The organism is Flaviramulus multivorans (assembly GCF_021728415.1).
GTDB lineage: Bacteria > Bacteroidota > Bacteroidia > Flavobacteriales > Flavobacteriaceae > Sabulilitoribacter > Sabulilitoribacter multivorans.
Genome location: NZ_JAKKDV010000002.1, coordinates 373,409 through 389,617 on the forward strand (window position 1 = coordinate 373,409; position 16,209 = coordinate 389,617).

General features: G+C 32.3%; 18 protein-coding genes. 9 read left to right on the forward strand and 9 right to left on the reverse strand.

Annotated elements, in window-relative coordinates; translation table 11 throughout:
- Nucleotides 1-24 precede the first annotated feature (24 nt).
- Together L3X39_RS06495 and L3X39_RS06500 are read left to right on the forward strand one after the other, a co-directional pair.
- The gene (locus L3X39_RS06495) at nt 25-1,788 is read left to right on the forward strand and encodes an ABC transporter ATP-binding protein (protein WP_237230966.1); all 1,764 of its coding nucleotides are present in this window, start codon (nt 25-27) and stop codon (nt 1,786-1,788) included.
- A gap of 141 nt (nt 1,789-1,929) precedes the next feature.
- The gene (locus L3X39_RS06500; protein WP_237230967.1) at nt 1,930-2,316 is read left to right on the forward strand and encodes a PUR family DNA/RNA-binding protein; all 387 of its coding nucleotides are present in this window, start codon (nt 1,930-1,932) and stop codon (nt 2,314-2,316) included.
- Between the two features lie 52 nt (nt 2,317-2,368).
- Here L3X39_RS06500 and L3X39_RS06505 read toward each other — a convergent pair whose 3' ends face one another.
- Genes L3X39_RS06505 through L3X39_RS06515 form a run of 3 tightly spaced genes read right to left on the reverse strand, consistent with a single transcriptional unit; the run spans nt 2,369 to nt 4,646 of the window.
- On the reverse strand, nt 2,369-3,400 hold the full coding sequence (locus L3X39_RS06505) for a lysophospholipid acyltransferase family protein (RefSeq protein ID WP_237230968.1): 1,032 nt from the start codon (nt 3,398-3,400) through the stop codon (nt 2,369-2,371).
- 4 nt (nt 3,401-3,404) lie between these two features.
- Nucleotides 3,405-4,307 (reverse strand): bile acid:sodium symporter family protein, encoded by a 903-nt coding sequence (locus L3X39_RS06510; protein ID WP_237230969.1) that lies wholly within the window; start codon nt 4,305-4,307, stop codon nt 3,405-3,407.
- A gap of 3 nt (nt 4,308-4,310) precedes the next feature.
- Nucleotides 4,311-4,646, reverse strand: a complete 336-nt coding sequence (locus L3X39_RS06515; RefSeq protein WP_237230970.1) for a tRNA-binding protein — start codon at nt 4,644-4,646, stop codon at nt 4,311-4,313.
- 47 nt (nt 4,647-4,693) lie between these two features.
- On the opposite strand from L3X39_RS06515, the gene L3X39_RS06520 reads away from it, so the two are divergent.
- Nucleotides 4,694-5,251 carry a thioredoxin family protein gene (locus tag L3X39_RS06520; RefSeq protein ID WP_237230971.1) on the forward strand — a complete coding sequence of 186 codons (558 nt, stop codon included), beginning with the start codon at nt 4,694-4,696 and terminating at the stop codon, nt 5,249-5,251.
- Here L3X39_RS06520 and L3X39_RS06525 read toward each other — a convergent pair whose 3' ends face one another.
- From L3X39_RS06525 to L3X39_RS06535, 3 genes are all read right to left on the reverse strand, one after another.
- Complete coding sequence (locus L3X39_RS06525) at nt 5,252-5,734, reverse strand: GNAT family N-acetyltransferase (protein ID WP_237230972.1); 483 nt, start codon at nt 5,732-5,734, stop codon at nt 5,252-5,254.
- A complete protein-coding gene (locus tag L3X39_RS06530; protein ID WP_237230973.1) occupies nt 5,735-6,280 on the reverse strand; it encodes a YfiT family bacillithiol transferase in 546 nt (181 codons plus the stop codon). It lies immediately after the preceding gene.
- A gap of 63 nt (nt 6,281-6,343) precedes the next feature.
- Complete coding sequence (locus L3X39_RS06535; RefSeq protein WP_237230974.1) at nt 6,344-7,276, reverse strand: peptidylprolyl isomerase; 933 nt, start codon at nt 7,274-7,276, stop codon at nt 6,344-6,346.
- 221 nt (nt 7,277-7,497) lie between these two features.
- Here L3X39_RS06535 and L3X39_RS06540 point away from each other — a divergent pair, with 221 nt between their 5' ends.
- Nucleotides 7,498-8,004, forward strand: a complete 507-nt coding sequence (locus L3X39_RS06540) for a DUF7684 family protein (RefSeq protein WP_237230975.1) — start codon at nt 7,498-7,500, stop codon at nt 8,002-8,004.
- A gap of 118 nt (nt 8,005-8,122) precedes the next feature.
- On the opposite strand, the gene recQ is transcribed toward L3X39_RS06540, so the two are convergent.
- Nucleotides 8,123-10,327: a DNA helicase RecQ gene (gene recQ, locus L3X39_RS06545; RefSeq protein WP_237231313.1), complete on the reverse strand. Its 2,205-nt coding sequence runs from the start codon at nt 10,325-10,327 to the stop codon at nt 8,123-8,125.
- A 246-nt stretch (nt 10,328-10,573) separates the two neighbouring features.
- On the opposite strand from recQ, the gene L3X39_RS06550 reads away from it, so the two are divergent.
- Genes L3X39_RS06550 through lptB form a run of 4 tightly spaced genes read left to right on the forward strand, consistent with a single transcriptional unit; the run spans nt 10,574 to nt 13,419 of the window.
- Complete coding sequence (locus tag L3X39_RS06550; RefSeq protein WP_237231314.1) at nt 10,574-11,491, forward strand: KpsF/GutQ family sugar-phosphate isomerase; 918 nt, start codon at nt 10,574-10,576, stop codon at nt 11,489-11,491.
- Nucleotides 11,491-12,315: a twin-arginine translocase subunit TatC gene (tatC, locus tag L3X39_RS06555; RefSeq protein WP_237230976.1), complete on the forward strand. Its 825-nt coding sequence runs from the start codon at nt 11,491-11,493 to the stop codon at nt 12,313-12,315. Before L3X39_RS06550 ends, tatC begins: the two co-directional genes overlap by 1 nt.
- Entirely contained in the window at nt 12,308-12,655 is a 348-nt protein-coding gene (locus tag L3X39_RS06560; protein WP_237230977.1) for a carboxymuconolactone decarboxylase family protein, read from the forward strand. The genes tatC and L3X39_RS06560 overlap by 8 nt, the downstream gene beginning before the upstream one ends.
- Nucleotides 12,656-12,678: 23 nt before the next feature.
- Complete coding sequence (gene lptB, locus L3X39_RS06565) at nt 12,679-13,419, forward strand: LPS export ABC transporter ATP-binding protein (protein WP_237230978.1); 741 nt, start codon at nt 12,679-12,681, stop codon at nt 13,417-13,419.
- Here the strand turns inward: lptB and L3X39_RS06570 are convergent.
- Together L3X39_RS06570 and pssA are read right to left on the reverse strand one after the other, a co-directional pair.
- On the reverse strand, nt 13,416-14,309 hold the full coding sequence (locus tag L3X39_RS06570; protein ID WP_237230979.1) for a DUF808 domain-containing protein: 894 nt from the start codon (nt 14,307-14,309) through the stop codon (nt 13,416-13,418). The genes lptB and L3X39_RS06570 overlap by 4 nt on opposite strands.
- A gap of 8 nt (nt 14,310-14,317) precedes the next feature.
- Complete coding sequence (pssA, locus tag L3X39_RS06575; protein WP_237230980.1) at nt 14,318-15,019, reverse strand: CDP-diacylglycerol--serine O-phosphatidyltransferase; 702 nt, start codon at nt 15,017-15,019, stop codon at nt 14,318-14,320.
- Between the two features lie 114 nt (nt 15,020-15,133).
- On the opposite strand from pssA, the gene L3X39_RS06580 reads away from it, so the two are divergent.
- The gene (locus L3X39_RS06580; protein ID WP_452124568.1) at nt 15,134-16,204 is read left to right on the forward strand and encodes a putative type IX sorting system protein PorV2; all 1,071 of its coding nucleotides are present in this window, start codon (nt 15,134-15,136) and stop codon (nt 16,202-16,204) included.
- Nucleotides 16,205-16,209 lie beyond the last annotated feature (5 nt).

Here is a 16,209-nt window from a genome sequence, read left to right on the forward strand (position 1 = left end):
TGTGCTTCCTTAGTTTTTTACTAAATGAAAGAATTACAGCACTTAAATAAATATCTTTTAAAATACAAAACTCAACTTTTAGTAGGTGTAATTATTACCATTGCTGCCCGGTTATTTTTACTTTATACTCCCCGATACGTAAAACAAATTTTTATTGTAATTGAAAACTATTCTAAAGGCTTAATTACTGAAAGCATTTTTGAAAAACAGTTGCTTGAAGCCATACTATACATTGTAGGAGCTGCCATAATAGGTGGTATACTTACTTTTTTTATGAGGCAAGCTATTATAAATGTTTCTCGCTACATAGAGTTTGATTTAAAAAATGAGGTTTATAACCAGTATCAAAAACTTTCTCTAAACTTTTATAAGAAAAACAGAACGGGCGATTTAATGAATCGAATTACCGAAGATGTCAGTCGAGTTCGAATGTACTTTGGACCAGCCATCATGTATAGCATTAACACCATTACACTTTTTGTTATTGTCATAATTTATATGGTAAGCGCATCACCCAAATTAACATTATACACCATTGTTCCGTTACCCATATTATCGGTGGTTATTTATAAGTTAAGTAAAGAAATTCATAAGCGTAGTACCATTGTTCAGCAATACTTATCAAACCTATCAACATACACTCAAGAATCGTTTAGTGGTATATCGGTTATAAAAGCTTATGGTATTGAACCACGAACTTCCGTAAATTTTAAAAGTTTAGCTTCCGAAAGTAAAGAAAAGCAAATAAGTTTAGCCCGAGTACAAGCGTGGTTTTTTCCCATGATGATACTACTTATCGGCACAAGTAACTTGCTTGTTATTTATATAGGTGGTATGCAATATATTAATGGTGAAATAGAAAGCATCGGTACCATTGCGGAGTTTATTATTTATGTAAATATGCTCACATGGCCTGTAGCTACGGTTGGTTGGGTGACTTCCATTGTGCAACAAGCCGAAGCATCTCAAAAACGTATTAACGAATTTTTAAAGTTAGAACCTGAAATTAAAAACACGGTTGACACACATACAATTATTAAAGGAGCTATTGAATTTAAAAATGTTTCTTTTACTTATGATGATACCAATATCACTGCTTTAAATAATATTAGCTTTAATATTGATGAAGGTAAATCATTAGCTATTTTAGGTAAAACAGGGTCTGGGAAATCTACAATTTTAGATTTAATTGGAAGGCTGTATGATATTGACAACGGAGAAATTTTAATTGACAGCAAAAATATTAACACATTAAACTTAACTGATTTAAGAGATAGTATTGGTTATGTACCTCAAGATGCCTTTTTGTTCTCTGATACCATAAAGAACAATATTAAGTTTGGAAAACAAGATGCTACAGATGATGAAGTTATTGAGGCAGCAAAATATGCTCAAGTGCATAAAAACATCATCAAATTTAATAATGGTTATGATACTAAATTAGGAGAGCGTGGTATTACATTGTCTGGTGGACAAAAGCAACGCGTATCTATTGCAAGAGCTATTATTAAATCTCCAAATATTTTGTTATTAGATGATTGCTTATCGGCTGTTGATACCGAAACAGAAGAGAAAATTCTTAAAAACCTTGAAAAAATTTCAAAGGGGAAAACATCTATTATTGTAAGCCATAGAGTATCTTCTGCAAAAAATGCTGACAAGATAATTGTATTAGATAATGGAGAAATTGTTCAGGAAGGTACACACGACGCTCTAATAAATGTAGATGGGTATTACAAACACCTATATTTAAAACAACTAAGCGAAACAAATCAAAAAGATGATTAATGGGTAACCAGTGTAGTTCATCAATTTTTATTTAATAAAATGCAATGAAAATCAATGAATTTAAAAGAAACTTTAAAAAATGTTGGTTAGTATCGGTTTTTTTTAGATTTTTGATTAATAAACAATTTTCAATTCAACTATATGAATAATAATGATATGATGGAGAAAGAGGAAATTTTTTCGAAAGTATTAAGAGCAGGAAGACGCACATATTTTTTTGATGTTAGAGCTACAAAAGCAGACGATTATTACCTAACAATTACTGAAAGTAAAAAGTTTACTAATGACGATGGTTCGTTTCATTACAAAAAACATAAAATATATATCTATAAAGAAGACTTCGCTGAATTTAAAGATATACTAGCGGAAATGACCGAATATATTATCAATGAAAAAGGTGATGAAGTTATTAGCGAACGTCATCAAAAAGATTTTAAAAAGGAATATGACGATGAAACTCCTGGTGTTACAGAAGCTAATTTAAAAAGTCCTGAAAGCTTTACAGATATAGAGTTTGACGATATATAATCGCTTATTAAAAACTATTTGAATCCGTTATAACCTAAAATAACGGATTTTTTTATGTCTTTACGGTAAGTAATGCTAAACATAATGTCAACGCTAAAAAAGCAAAAGCCATTAACCAAGAAAAGTTAATAGCAATGAATAGTACACACAAAAACAGCCACATTGGTACCAAAGTAATTGCTATAGCAAAACGAAACGTTGATATAAACTCAACCTCATCAATTTTTGGTTCTACGAGTAACTTCCAAATCAAGTAAGGTCCAAATAATGAAATAATCAATAGTGTTTTAAAAAACGGTTTTAAAACCGAAAAAACATTTGCTTTTTTTACATCATGCTTTTTAAAATTGCTCGATATTGTATTATTTACGCTTTTAGGGTTTAAAAAGTCAACGTTCAAATCCACAAGTCTTTTTAAAGTTTCATCATATGTATCATTTGAAATGTGTGTTGTAAGTTTAGAAATTTCTAATTGAATACGTTCTCTTAACTTTTGAGTGCCTTCATTTTTACGATCTAAAACAAAGTCTTTCGCATTAAGTGGTTCTCCAAAAAGTAAGGAAGCACTATCTGGGAATTTTTCGGCATTAATAAAGTTTACACCAACAGGTATTAATTGTAAATCTAAATCAGGAAATTTATCTAAAGTTTCAAAAACTATTCGTGTAAATCCCTTACTTAAAGGTCTTACCGTTCTATTAATATTATGACTGCCTTCGGGAAAAATAACAATAGCCTCATTATTATTAAATAACTTAGAACAGGTATCGAAAATCATCGCATTATTTGATAAGTTGTTCCAACCATCTCTAATTCTATAAACAGGAAGCATTTGTAGGCTTTTCAAAATTCGACTAACAAAAGAACTTTTAAAAACCCCCGCTCGTGTTAAATAATATGAAAACCTATTACCTTGAGTCGCTATTAAAAGAGCATCTAATAGGGCATTTTGGTGATTGGCTAAAAACAAAACAGGTTTGTCTTTTGGGATTACTTGTATATTACGAACATGAATTCTTCTGAAATAAAAAAACAATCCCAGTTTTAAATAAGCACGTACACTATGTAGCCAAACCTTTTTCAATCTGTTATTTTTTTGATGATTTATAAGACCAATAAAAAGCCAAGGTTAAACCAGAAATAATATGCCAAATACCCCAAAATGCAGCTAAAATTGCCATTCCACCTAAACCATTAAAAAAAGTAAATATGAGCAGTAAACCCAATCCTGAGTTTTGAATGCCAGTTTCAATAGCCAGTGTTTTTTGATTTGTAAACGACAATCTAAACAATTTTGCGACCATTAACCCCAAAATTATTGCCAGAGCGTTATGAAAAATACCGATTAGCAAAACATGTTGGATATAGTTATTAAAAACTTCTATATTATTTGAAAAGGCAATCACGACTATTAAAGCAAAAACAATAATAGAAAATGGTTTTAATACTTTTGACAACTTGGTTGCCATTTGAGGGTTTTTATATCTAAAAAACATCCCTAAAACCAGAGGAATACCTAGAATTAAAACCACAATTTTTATTAACTCGAAGGGGTTTAATTCAACTTCTTTTAAAATCTGCGAAGTAGGTTCATATAAACTACCATAAAACTGGAAATTAAAAGGCGTCATTACAATGGCAATAAACGTTGCAAATGCTGTTAAACTAACAGATAAAGCTGTGTTCCCTTTTGCTAAATGAGACATGAAATTTGATATATTGCCTCCAGGGCAAGCGGCAACCATCATCATTCCTAAAGCAATGCTAGGTTCTGGTTTAATTCCTATAATGAGAACAAATGTTAAAAGGGGTAATAAAATAAACTGGGATAATATGCCAACTAAAAGCAATTTAGGCGTTTTTAATAGCAACTTAAAGTCATCAACTTTAATACCTAAGGCAACTCCAAACATGACTACTGCAAGTGCTATGTTTAAAACCCATAATCCGTTAGTATCAAAATTTATTTTTACTTGATCTAATTCCTGCATATACTAGGAGACTACGCTACCGTTTTTTACTTTTTCCTCTGGGTTTAATAAAATGACATCTTTACCATTTACCGCTCCCAATACCAAGCATTCACTCATAAATTTTGCTATTTGCTTTTTAGGAAAATTAACAATAGCTACTATTTGTTTTTGAATTAAATCTTCTTTTTTATAAAGTGTTGTTATTTGCGCTGAGGATTTTTTTATGCCTAAATCCCCAAAATCAATAGTTAATTGGTAGGCAGGATTTTTAGCTTCAGGAAAATCATTAACTTCAATTATAGTACCAATACGTAAATCTACTTTCGTGAAGTCTTCAAAAGTTATCGTCTCATTCATTTTTTAAAAATACAAATTATCCCGAACTTTGAATAAACTTATTTATTATGGCACGTACACCTTCAAATATGATTCCGCTAGGAACAAAAGCTCCAGAATTTAATTTACTAGATACAGTATCTCATAAAACGCTATCGCTTCAAGAATTAAAAGGTGATAAAGGAACTGTTATTATGTTTATTTGTAACCATTGTCCTTTTGTGATTCACGTGAATTCTGAATTGGTTTCTATTGCTAATTTCTATATAAAACAAGGAATAAGTTTTATTGCTATATCGAGTAATGATGTGATAAACTATCCGCAGGATTCCCCCGAAAACATGACCATTCATGCTAAAGAAAACCATTACCCTTTTCCTTATTTATACGACGAAACACAAGACATAGCAAAGGCTTACGATGCGGCTTGCACGCCTGATTTATATGTATTTGATAAAGATTTAAAGCTAGCTTACAGGGGGCAATTGGATGATTCTAGACCTGGCAATGGTATCCCATTAACAGGTAAAGATTTAAGGCAGGCTATTAATTGTTTGTTGGAAAATAAGGAGAATTTAGAACCTCAAAAACCGAGTATTGGTTGTAATATAAAATGGAAAAACTAACTAGAGAGTGAGTTGCCAAAAACCAACATCATACCACGCGTTAAATTTGTAACCTACTTCTTTAAAATGAGCCACTTTTTCAAATCCAAAATTTTCATGCAATTTTACACTGGCATCATTTGGTAAGGTTAGGCCTCCTATTAATACATGATACTTTTGCTTTTTAAGTTGCATAATAAGTTCTGTGTATAATTTTTTGCCTATTTGCTTCCCAAGATTTTCGTGGTCAATATAAACGGTTAACTCAACAGTGTTTTTGTATGCTGGTTTTGTTCTAAAAGTATTAGCATAAGCATACCCTAATATTTGATTTTTTTCCTCAAAAACAATAAATGGGAATTGGCTAGAGATAGCATTAATTTTCTCCTCAAAGTCTTGAATAGAGAACGGAACTAAATCCAAGGTAACTATGGAATTTAACACATAATAATTGTAAATATTTACAATTTGTTGTGCATCGTTTATAGTTACATCCCTTATCATTTAAACCCAGCCATTACGTTTTAATGTATTCTCAATATGTGCATAATGATGATTACTATGCCACGCATAAATACCAATGTTTTTTTTCAGAACCACTTCACTTTGTGTTTCAGGGTGAATAAAACATTTATTTAAATCGCTATCAGACAAGCCTTTTAAGAAATAAACAAGCTTATAATGAACAGCCCTTAAATGCATTAAAGACATCTCAATAGGTGCAGTTTTAGTATCAAAAAGTTCAGCCCAACGATCTTCAAAATAAGCTTTAATAACTGGTTTATCCTCAGTTAAAGCCCATTTAAAACGAGCGTAACTATGGTGATGACTATCAGAAAGATGATGAACAACCTGCCTTATAGTCCATCCATTGGGTCTATAAGTTGTATTTAACTGGTCTTCGGTTAAGTCTTTAACAAGATTTTCTAATCGGTTAGGGAAATGCTCTAAAATAGAAATCCAGCTTTCATTTTGTTCCTTTGAAATATTATTAGGACAATCAAATTGTCCTATAGGGTATTTAAGCTTTTGTAGTTCTTCGTCAGTCATAAACAAATATAAAAAAAGCACTTCAATAGAAGTGCTTAAAATATTTTAAAAATGATGAAAATATTATTTTACGTTCATCAATTCTACATCAAAAATTAAAGTAGCATTTGGTGGAATAACGCCTCCAGCACCTCTACTACCATATCCTAAATGACTAGGGATAACAAAACGTGCTTTATCGCCTATTTTTAAAAGTTGAATCCCTTCATCCCAACCAGAAATGACTTGACCCATACCCAATAAAAAGTCTATAGGTTCATTACGTTTATATGAAGAATCAAAAACAGTTCCATCAGCTAATTGACCTTTATAATGCACCGATACGGTTTTACCTTTCTCAGCTTTAGCACCATTTCCATTCTGTAGAATTTGGTAACGTAAACCACTCTCAGTTGATTTAAAACCTGCTGCCAATTTATCTAATTCAGCTTCGGCTTTAGCCTTCTCTTCAGCCAGTCTTTTTTCTCTAGAACCTTCAAATGTTCTAAAGGCTTCGATGGCATTAAACGATTCAGCTTCTGAACCTACACGAACAATTTCTAAAGTTTCTATTTTATCACCCTGTTCAATAGCATCAACCACTTCTTGTCCGTGTTCAACCTTACCAAACACGGTATGATTATTATCTAACCAAGGTGTTTCAATATGTGTTATAAAAAATTGACTTCCATTAGTTCCAGGACCCGCATTAGCCATTGATAATACACCTGGACCATCATGTTTTAAATCTGAATGAAACTCATCATCAAATTGGTAACCAGGGTTTCCTGAACCCGAACCTTGTGGGCAACCGCCTTGAATCATAAAATCTGGAATGACTCTATGAAATTTTAAACCATCATAATAAGGTGTTCCTTGTGGTTTTACTTTATTTTCTAAATTTCCTTCAGCCAAAGCTACAAAATTACCTACTGTTCCAGGTGTTTTTTTGTATTCTAAAGCTACTAGAATTTCTCCTTTTGTTGTGTTAAATTTTGCGTATAAACCGTCTTGCATTGTTCTAATTTTTAAGAAAGTGCAAATATAAGGAAGTAAGTTAAAATGTTAGGAATTAAAAGGCTTTAAGTTTTAAAACTAATTTGTAGATTTTATATTGAGATGAAACGGGGGAAATCATCACTTGATTTAGTTAAAAAAAAAGGATAACTTCGTTTACTTGTGCTGAACTTGTTTCAGTAACCAAGATTTACATCATTGCATTGAACACAAGCTGAAAAATGGAACTAATAGGCAGGATAAATAGAAGAAAAATATATTATGTTCAGATTAGAAATAACTCTGAATGGAAATCTTCATTGCCGAAAAATGATTGGGTTGCTTTTACGATAGCGAATAAGGAAGATGAGGAATTAGTTCCGGTGGTTGTAAAAGTATGCATGAACAAAAATGTATCTTACACTTGTAGTGCTGGAACTTTATCATATTGGACAGAACAATACTTTGACGAAGAATTTGTAGGACGTGCTGTAGATTATGAGATTCAGAATAAAAAGGAATTTGATTATGACTCAAGCCTAATGACTACTTCACATGATAACTTCAGTGAAGGCTTTTGGTTTGCGACAACTCTTGCTCATGACCCTAAAATAGAAATTGACAAAGTTGTTTGTTTGGATTTTACTCAACGAAAAGTAAAAAAGCATTTGATCGAACTAATTGACAAAATTAATAATGGTTGGTTGCCAAGTGACGAAGAAATTGAATTGGCAGAATATGGCAACTGAATAAAAAAGCCAGCGTACAACAACGTGTATAATTTATTGCTTGTTCTAGCTTACTTTCGAAAACCCTTGCATACAATCACGTTAAACAAACGTAAAAAATGGTAAAATGGATTAAAAATTAATTAGCTACTTCACTAATAAATTTTATACGATATAGTCTAAGTTCTTCATCGTCATAATCACCATCAAACTCTTTTATAGCCTTGTCAATACTATCAGAATCCGTATCCATAAAATAATCATGAATTTCTTCCTGCTGGTCTTCATCTAAAATCTCGTCTATCCAATAGCTTATGTTCAATTTAGTACCAGAATATACAATAGCTTCCATTTCTTTAATAAAATCTTCCATACTCATACCCTTTGATGAAGCAATATCATCAAGCGGTAATTTTCTATCAATATTTTGAATAATATAAAGCTTGTTCGCTGAATTACTACCAGTAGATTTCACTACTAAATCGTCTGGACGAATAATATCGTTTTCTTCAACATATTTAGCTATTAACTCCACAAAATCCTTTCCATACTTTTTAGCTTTTCCGTCTCCAACTCCATGAACATTGGCTAGTTCGGTTAAATTTATTGGGTATTTTAAAGCCATATCCTCCAAAGAAGGATCTTGAAAAATAACAAAAGGCGGTACATCTAATTTTTTAGCGTTCTTTTTACGAAGATCTTTTAACATCCCCATTAAAACTTCGTCAGCCACATTACCACTACTTTTTGCACTTGTAATAATGCTTCCATCTTCTTGCTCTCCTTCAAAAATATGATCTTCTGTCATCATAAAACTTTCCGGAGTTTTTATAAAGTTTTTACCCGCTTTGGTTAACTTAATAATTCCGTAAGTTTCAATATCCTTTTTTAGATAACCAGCCACTAAAACCTGGCGCAATAAAGCCATCCAATACTTTTTATCTTTATCTTTTCCTTTACCAAAAAAGGGTAATTCATTGGTTTTATGAGAGTTTATCAAGGCATTTTCTTTACCAATGATAACAGCAACCAAATCTTTAGATTTATATTTTTCGTTAGTAATATCAATGGTTTCTAAAAGCAATTTAACATCATCTTGTGCTTCGTGTTTCTTTTTAGGATGACGAATATTATCATCCATATCGCCACCTTCTCCGGTTTCATTATCAAACTCTTCACCAAAATAATGTAAAATAAATTTTCTCCTTGAAATGGAAGTTTCAGCAAATGCTACAACTTCTTGTAACAAAGCTTGACCAATTTCTTGTTCTGCTACAGGCTTACCGGACATAAACTTTTCTAACTTTTCAATGTCTTTATAAGAATAATAGGCTAAACAATGGCCTTCACCGCCATCACGTCCTGCTCTACCAGTTTCTTGGTAATAACTTTCAATACTTTTAGGAATATCATGATGAATTACAAAACGTACGTCGGGTTTATCGATACCCATGCCAAATGCAATAGTAGCTACAACCACATCACAATCTTCCATTAAAAACATATCTTGATGTTTCACGCGTGTTTTTGCATCAAGTCCTGCATGATAAGGCACCGCATTTATACCATTTACTTGAAGCACTTGTGCGAGTTCTTCAACACGTTTTCTACTTAAACAGTATATAATGCCAGATTTTCCTTGATTTTGTTTTACAAACCTAATAATATCAGCATCTACATTTTTTGTTTTTGGACGTACTTCGTAGTATAAGTTAGGTCGGTTAAAAGAAGCTTTAAATGTTTTAGCTCCAGCAATTCCTAAGTTTTTAATAATATCTTCTTGTACTTTTGGTGTTGCAGTTGCCGTTAGTCCAATTATCGGAATGTTATCTCCTATTCTACCAATAATATGTCTTAAATTTCGGTATTCTGGTCTAAAATCATGACCCCATTCGCTAATACAATGCGCCTCATCTATGGCCATAAAAGAAATTTTCACGGACTTTAAAAAATCAACATTTTCTTCTTTGGTAAGCGATTCTGGAGCCACATAAAGCAATTTTGTAACACCATTTACAATATCGTGTTTTACTTGTTTTACTTCAGTTTTATTTAGTGAAGAATTTAATACATGTGCTACCCCATCTTCTTTTGATACTCCTCGTATGGCATCAACTTGATTTTTCATTAAGGCAATTAAAGGAGACACTACAATCGCTGTACCTTCTTGCATTAAAGCGGGTAACTGGTAACAGAGGGATTTTCCTCCTCCTGTTGGCATAATTACAAATGTGTGATTTCCTAATAAAATGCTCTCTACTACACCTTCTTGAAGACCTTTGAACTTATTAAATCCAAAATATTTTTTTAACGCAGCATGTAAGTCAGTTTTTGCTATTAACATCAATTACTAAAAAATTAATTTATTCGTATAAAACCCAAATCGTCATTAAAATTAATTAACTAATTTAATATTGTATTTGGAGAACCCTCATATTTTTTTCGTTAGTTTTGTAACTAAAATCTAAATTAAAACAAATTAAATTTTGGTCATCCTTAAAGATAACAAAATCTTTAAAAAGCAACAAAAAAATAGTAAAATTTGAAAGACAATAATTCTATTATAAATATAGCGAAACAAACTATTAAAATGGAAGGAGAATCCATTTTAAATTTGTCTAACTTAATTACTGATGATTTTGCTCATGCTGTGCAACTCATATATAACTCCAAAGGTCGTGTTATCATTACAGGTATTGGTAAAAGCGCTATTATAGCAAATAAAATTGTAGCTACCTTAAATTCTACTGGTACACCAGCTATTTTTATGCATGCTGCTGACGCCATTCATGGTGATTTAGGACTTATTCTTAAAGATGACGTTGTAATTTGTATTTCAAAAAGCGGCAACACTCCAGAAATTAAAGTACTGCTTCCTCTTATTAAAAGTGCTAAAAACAAAATTATTGCCATTACGGGTAATAAAGCGTCTTTTTTGGGGCAAAATGCAAACTATATCTTGGATGCTTTTGTTGAAAAAGAAGCGTGTCCCAATAATCTAGCGCCTACTACTAGTACTACGGCACAACTAGTTATTGGTGATGCACTTGCTGTGTGTTTGCTTGACCTTAGAGGTTTTTCTAGTAATGATTTTGCTAAATATCACCCAGGTGGTGCTTTAGGTAAAAAACTGTATTTGCGTGTTGAAGACATTTCTTCTGTAAACCAAAAACCAAAAGTGAACCCAGATACGAGTATAAAAAAGGTGATTGTTGAAATTTCCGAAAAAATGCTCGGTGTAACGGCGGTTGTTGATAATGACAAGATAATCGGAATTATTACGGATGGCGATTTAAGAAGAATGCTATCTAAGGTTGATGATTTTTCAAAATTAACCGCTAAGGATATTATGAGTTCTAACCCCAGACGTATTGATAATAGTGCTATGGCTATTGATGCATTGGAGCTTATGGAAGCAAACGATATATCGCAATTGCTTGTAGAAGAAAATGGTATATATGCAGGTGTAGTGCATCTGCACGATTTAATAAAAGAAGGTATTATATAATGGCGAAAAAAGATATTAATGAGATGTCTTTTTTAGATCATCTTGAAGATTTACGCTGGCATTTAATTCGAATTTGCATTGCAGTTATTAGTGTTGCGACTTTAGCTTTTATTTTTAGCCGTTTTATTTTTGAGCAAATTATTTTTGCGCCCTTAAAAATGAACTTCCCAACCTATGATTTTCTATGTAGGGCAGCAAATTATATAGGTGTTAGCACCACTTTTTGTGCTGAAGAAATGCCAATGATTATTCAAAACCGTACCATGGCGGGGCAGTTTTCAGCAGATATTTGGACCGCTATTTTAGGTGGATTTGTTATCTCATTTCCTTATGTAATTTATCAACTTTGGAAATTTATTAGCCCCGGATTGCATCAAAATGAACGCAAACATTCGCGTGGGTTTATCATTATTTCATCGTTATTATTCTTTATAGGCGTCTTATTTGGGTATTATATAGTAACCCCGCTTTCGCTTAATTTTTTAGCGAATTATAGCATTTCTGATGTTGTTGACAATCAAATAGATATTAGCTCATACATTGCTTTAGTGCGTTCTTCTGCGTTAGCATCGGGCTTAATTTTCGAATTGCCAATAATTATTTACTTTTTAACAAAAGTAGGTTTGGTTACCCCAGAGGTTTTAAGAAAATACAGAAAGTATGCCTTGGTTTTAGTGTTAGTGCTATCGGCAATCATTACGCCACCAGATATTGCAAGTCAGGTTATAGTAGCTATCCCGATTTTAATTTTATACCAAGTAAGTATTTACATTTCAAAAATTGTAGTTAGAAATCAAAAACGAAAAGAGAAAAAGCATGTCTGATATTGTTACTGAATTTAATGATTATCGTTCTAGGATGAATGATAAAATTCTTGCTGATAACAACAAAGTTATTAAGCGTATTTTTAATTTAGATACGAACGCTTACGCAGAAGGGGCTTTAGATGTTAAAACAAAAGAACTTCTTGGTTTAGTGGCTTCTGCTGTTTTACGATGTGATGATTGTGTAAAGTATCATTTAGAAACAAGCTATAAAATGGGATTAAAAAAAGAAGAAGTTGTTGAAGCTTTAAGTATCGCTACTTTGGTTGGTGGTACTATTGTAATACCACATTTACGACGCGCCTACGAATTTTGGGATGCTTTGGAAGCCAATAAATAGATAAAATTTACGTTATTGCAAATATGATTTTAAGAGCCGAAAATTTAATGAAGTCCTATAGCGGACGAAAAGTAGTAAAAGATGTTTCCTTGGAAGTTAACCAAGGTGAAATTGTAGGTCTTTTAGGTCCTAACGGAGCAGGAAAAACAACCTCTTTTTACATGATTGTAGGCCTTATAAAACCCAATGGTGGGCATATTTATTTAGATAATACCGAAATAACCAAATACCCCATGTACAAACGGGCTCAAAACGGCATAGGCTATTTGGCGCAAGAAGCATCGGTATTTAGAAAATTGAGTATTGAGGACAATATTTTAAGCGTGTTACAGCTTACTAAACTTAGCAAAAAAGAGCAGCATCATAAAATGGAGTCGCTTATTGAAGAATTTGGTTTAGGGCATATTAGAAAAAGTCGTGGCGATTTATTGTCTGGTGGTGAGCGTAGACGAACAGAAATTGCACGTGCCTTAGCAACTGACCCTAATTTTATTCTTTTGGATGAGCCTTTTGCAGGAGTAGACCCGGTGGCAGTAGAAGATATTCAACGTATTGTAGCACAACTTACCAAAAAGAATATTGGTATTTTAATTACCGACCACAACGTACAAGAAACCCTTGCAATTACTGATAGAACCTATTTAATGTTTGAAGGTAGTATTCTTAAAGCTGGTGAACCTGAAGAGCTTGCCAATGATGAAATGGTACGTAAAGTGTATTTAGGGCAAAACTTCGAACTTCGTAAAAAAAAGATTAGAGATTAGTTATCGGCATTTTTCTTATAAAAAATCTTTTTAAAAATTTTCACAAAAAATAAAGATAAAATTCCAACCAGAAGTCCAACAATAATTTCTTCAACAATTGTCGGTAATTCTATTTTCTCTAAAAAGTGATGAATATATTCCACATTATGAGAAAAAATACCACCTGCTACAAGTATTAACGCAATTGTACCTATTACGGCTAAACTCTTTATTATTATCGGTAAAGCTCTAATTAATAAGTAACCTATGGTTTTTGAAATGCTTTTCTCTCTTTTACTGAATTTAACTAGCCTGTAGCCTAAATCATCCATTCTAACTATTAATGCCACAATACCATAAACTCCAACAGTAGCAATAATACAAACAATTGAGACTACTAAAACCTGGAATAAAATGGGTTTTTCTAATACCGTTCCAAGTGCAATAATGACAATTTCAACTGATAAAATGAAATCTGTAAAAATGGCTGATTTTATCTTTGTTTTTTCAAGCTCTAATAGTTCTTTTTTAGAAAGATTAGCCTTTAAACCTACGTGCTCTTCAGTTTCAGTTTCATGAGGCACAACGTATTCATAAATTTTTTCCGCGCCTTCATAAGCCAAATAAATGGCACCAAGAATAAGCGCTAATGTAATTGCCCAAGGCGCAAAAGCACTTAGTAAAAATGCAACTGGGAGGATAATAAGCTTGTTTCGCGCAGATCCTTTGGTTATTGCCCAAAGCACAGGCAACTCTCTAGAGGAAACAAAACCAGTTGCTTTTTCAGCATTTACCGCTAAGTCATCCCCTAAAATACCCGCTGTTTTTTTTGTGGATATTTTACTCATAACTACTACATCATCCATTAATGCAGCAATATCATCTAGTAAAGCAAAAAAACCAGAAGCCATTTAAAATTTTATTTTGAAGTTAAATTATCTAGTAAAGACATGAGTATGTAAAGCAGAATAATCATAGGTATGGCTGCAAAATGCAAAACAATTAATAATACCAAACACAGTAAAATAAAAATATATCTAGTTGCATTTCCTTTAAAACTATAATCTTTAAACTTTAAAGCAAAAAGTTTGATGCTTGAATTTAGTAGATAACAGCTTAGTATGGTAAGGCCAATTAAAAACCATTCGTTAAGAATAATAGCGTTAATAGCATCACTATTTTGAAACTCTAAAATTAATGGTAATGATACTATTAGAAGTGTATTTGCAGGCGTTGGTAAGCCTTTAAAATACGTTTGTTGGTCTTCGTCAATATTAAATTTTGCCAGTCGGTAAGCAGATGCCAAGGTTATTGCTAAACCAAAATATGGCATAACATTGGTTTCTCCCCAGCTTAAATCGGAAAGCTCGATAAGCTTATAAACTATCAATCCTGGTACTACTCCACTCGTAACCATATCTGCCAACGAATCAAGCTGTACGCCTAAATCGCTTTGTACGTTTAGTTTTCTGGCCGCAAAACCATCAAAAAAATCGAAAAATATACCGAGAAAAACAAAAAATGAAGCCGTTACAAAGTTACTGTTAACCACAAAAATAACAGCAATACAGCCACAAAGTAGGTTTAAGAGCGTTAATCCATTTGGTATAAATTTCTTCATATATTTATTTTAATATTGTAAAAATAGCAAACAATTTCAGTTGAAAGCAATATCTGTTATATTTTCAAGTTTATAGGTTTAAATATTATGTGCATCTTTGTAAAAAAATTGCGTTTGAGACCTTACATTACTGCATTATTTTTTGTTTTGTCTGTTTCAGTCTTTAGTCAAACTGTTAGAAAATACTCTAATGAGTTTATGAACATTGGTGTAGACGCTGCTGCATTGGGTATGAGTAGTGCCGTTACATCTCAAACTGCCGATGTAAATTCTGGATATTGGAATCCTGCTGGACTTTTAAAACTTGAAGATAACCAGTTGGCATTAATGCACTCTAGTTATTTCGCTAACATTGCAAATTACGATTATGCTGCTTTTGCTATGCCTTTAGACAATCAAAGTGCTATTGGAGTTTCGCTGATTCGTTTTGCGGTAGATGATATTTTAAACACTACACAACTTATTGATGAACAAGGTAATATTAATTACGACAGAATAAGTTTGTTCTCAACTGCTGATTACGGACTTACATTTTCCTATGCCAGAGCATTACCAGTGCAAGGTTTGAATTATGGTGTAAACGCTAAGATTATCCGTAGAATTATAGGTGATTTTGCTTCTTCTTGGGGATTCGGTTTAGATTTAGGCATTCAGTTTGAAACCAATAACAACTGGAAATTTGGTGTTATGGCGCGGGATATCACAACTACTTTTAACGCATGGGCTATTAACGAAGAAGAATTTGCCAAAGTGCAAAACGCCGTTGCCGGACAAAATCAAGAATTACCCGAAACAACCGAAATTACTATACCTAAATTACAAATAGGTGTTTCAAAAATGGTAGATTTTAATGTGGATTATACACTGTTAACAGCGGTAAATTTAAATATTAGGTTTGAAGAAAATAATGATGTTATTTCAACATCATTTGCTAGCATTAATCCTGCCTTAGGCTTTGAGTTTGGATACATAGACATGGTTTATTTACGTGCTGGAATGGGTAATTTTCAAAATGAATTACAAATTGATAATAGCGAGCAACTAAGTTTTCAACCCAGTTTTGGTGTTGGTTTTAAATACAATGGTATTCAAATTGACTACGCTTTTACAGATATTGGCGACCAAAGTGTGGCATTATATTCCAACGTGTTTTCGTTAAAACTTGATTTCAGTATTTTTAGGTAAATTTA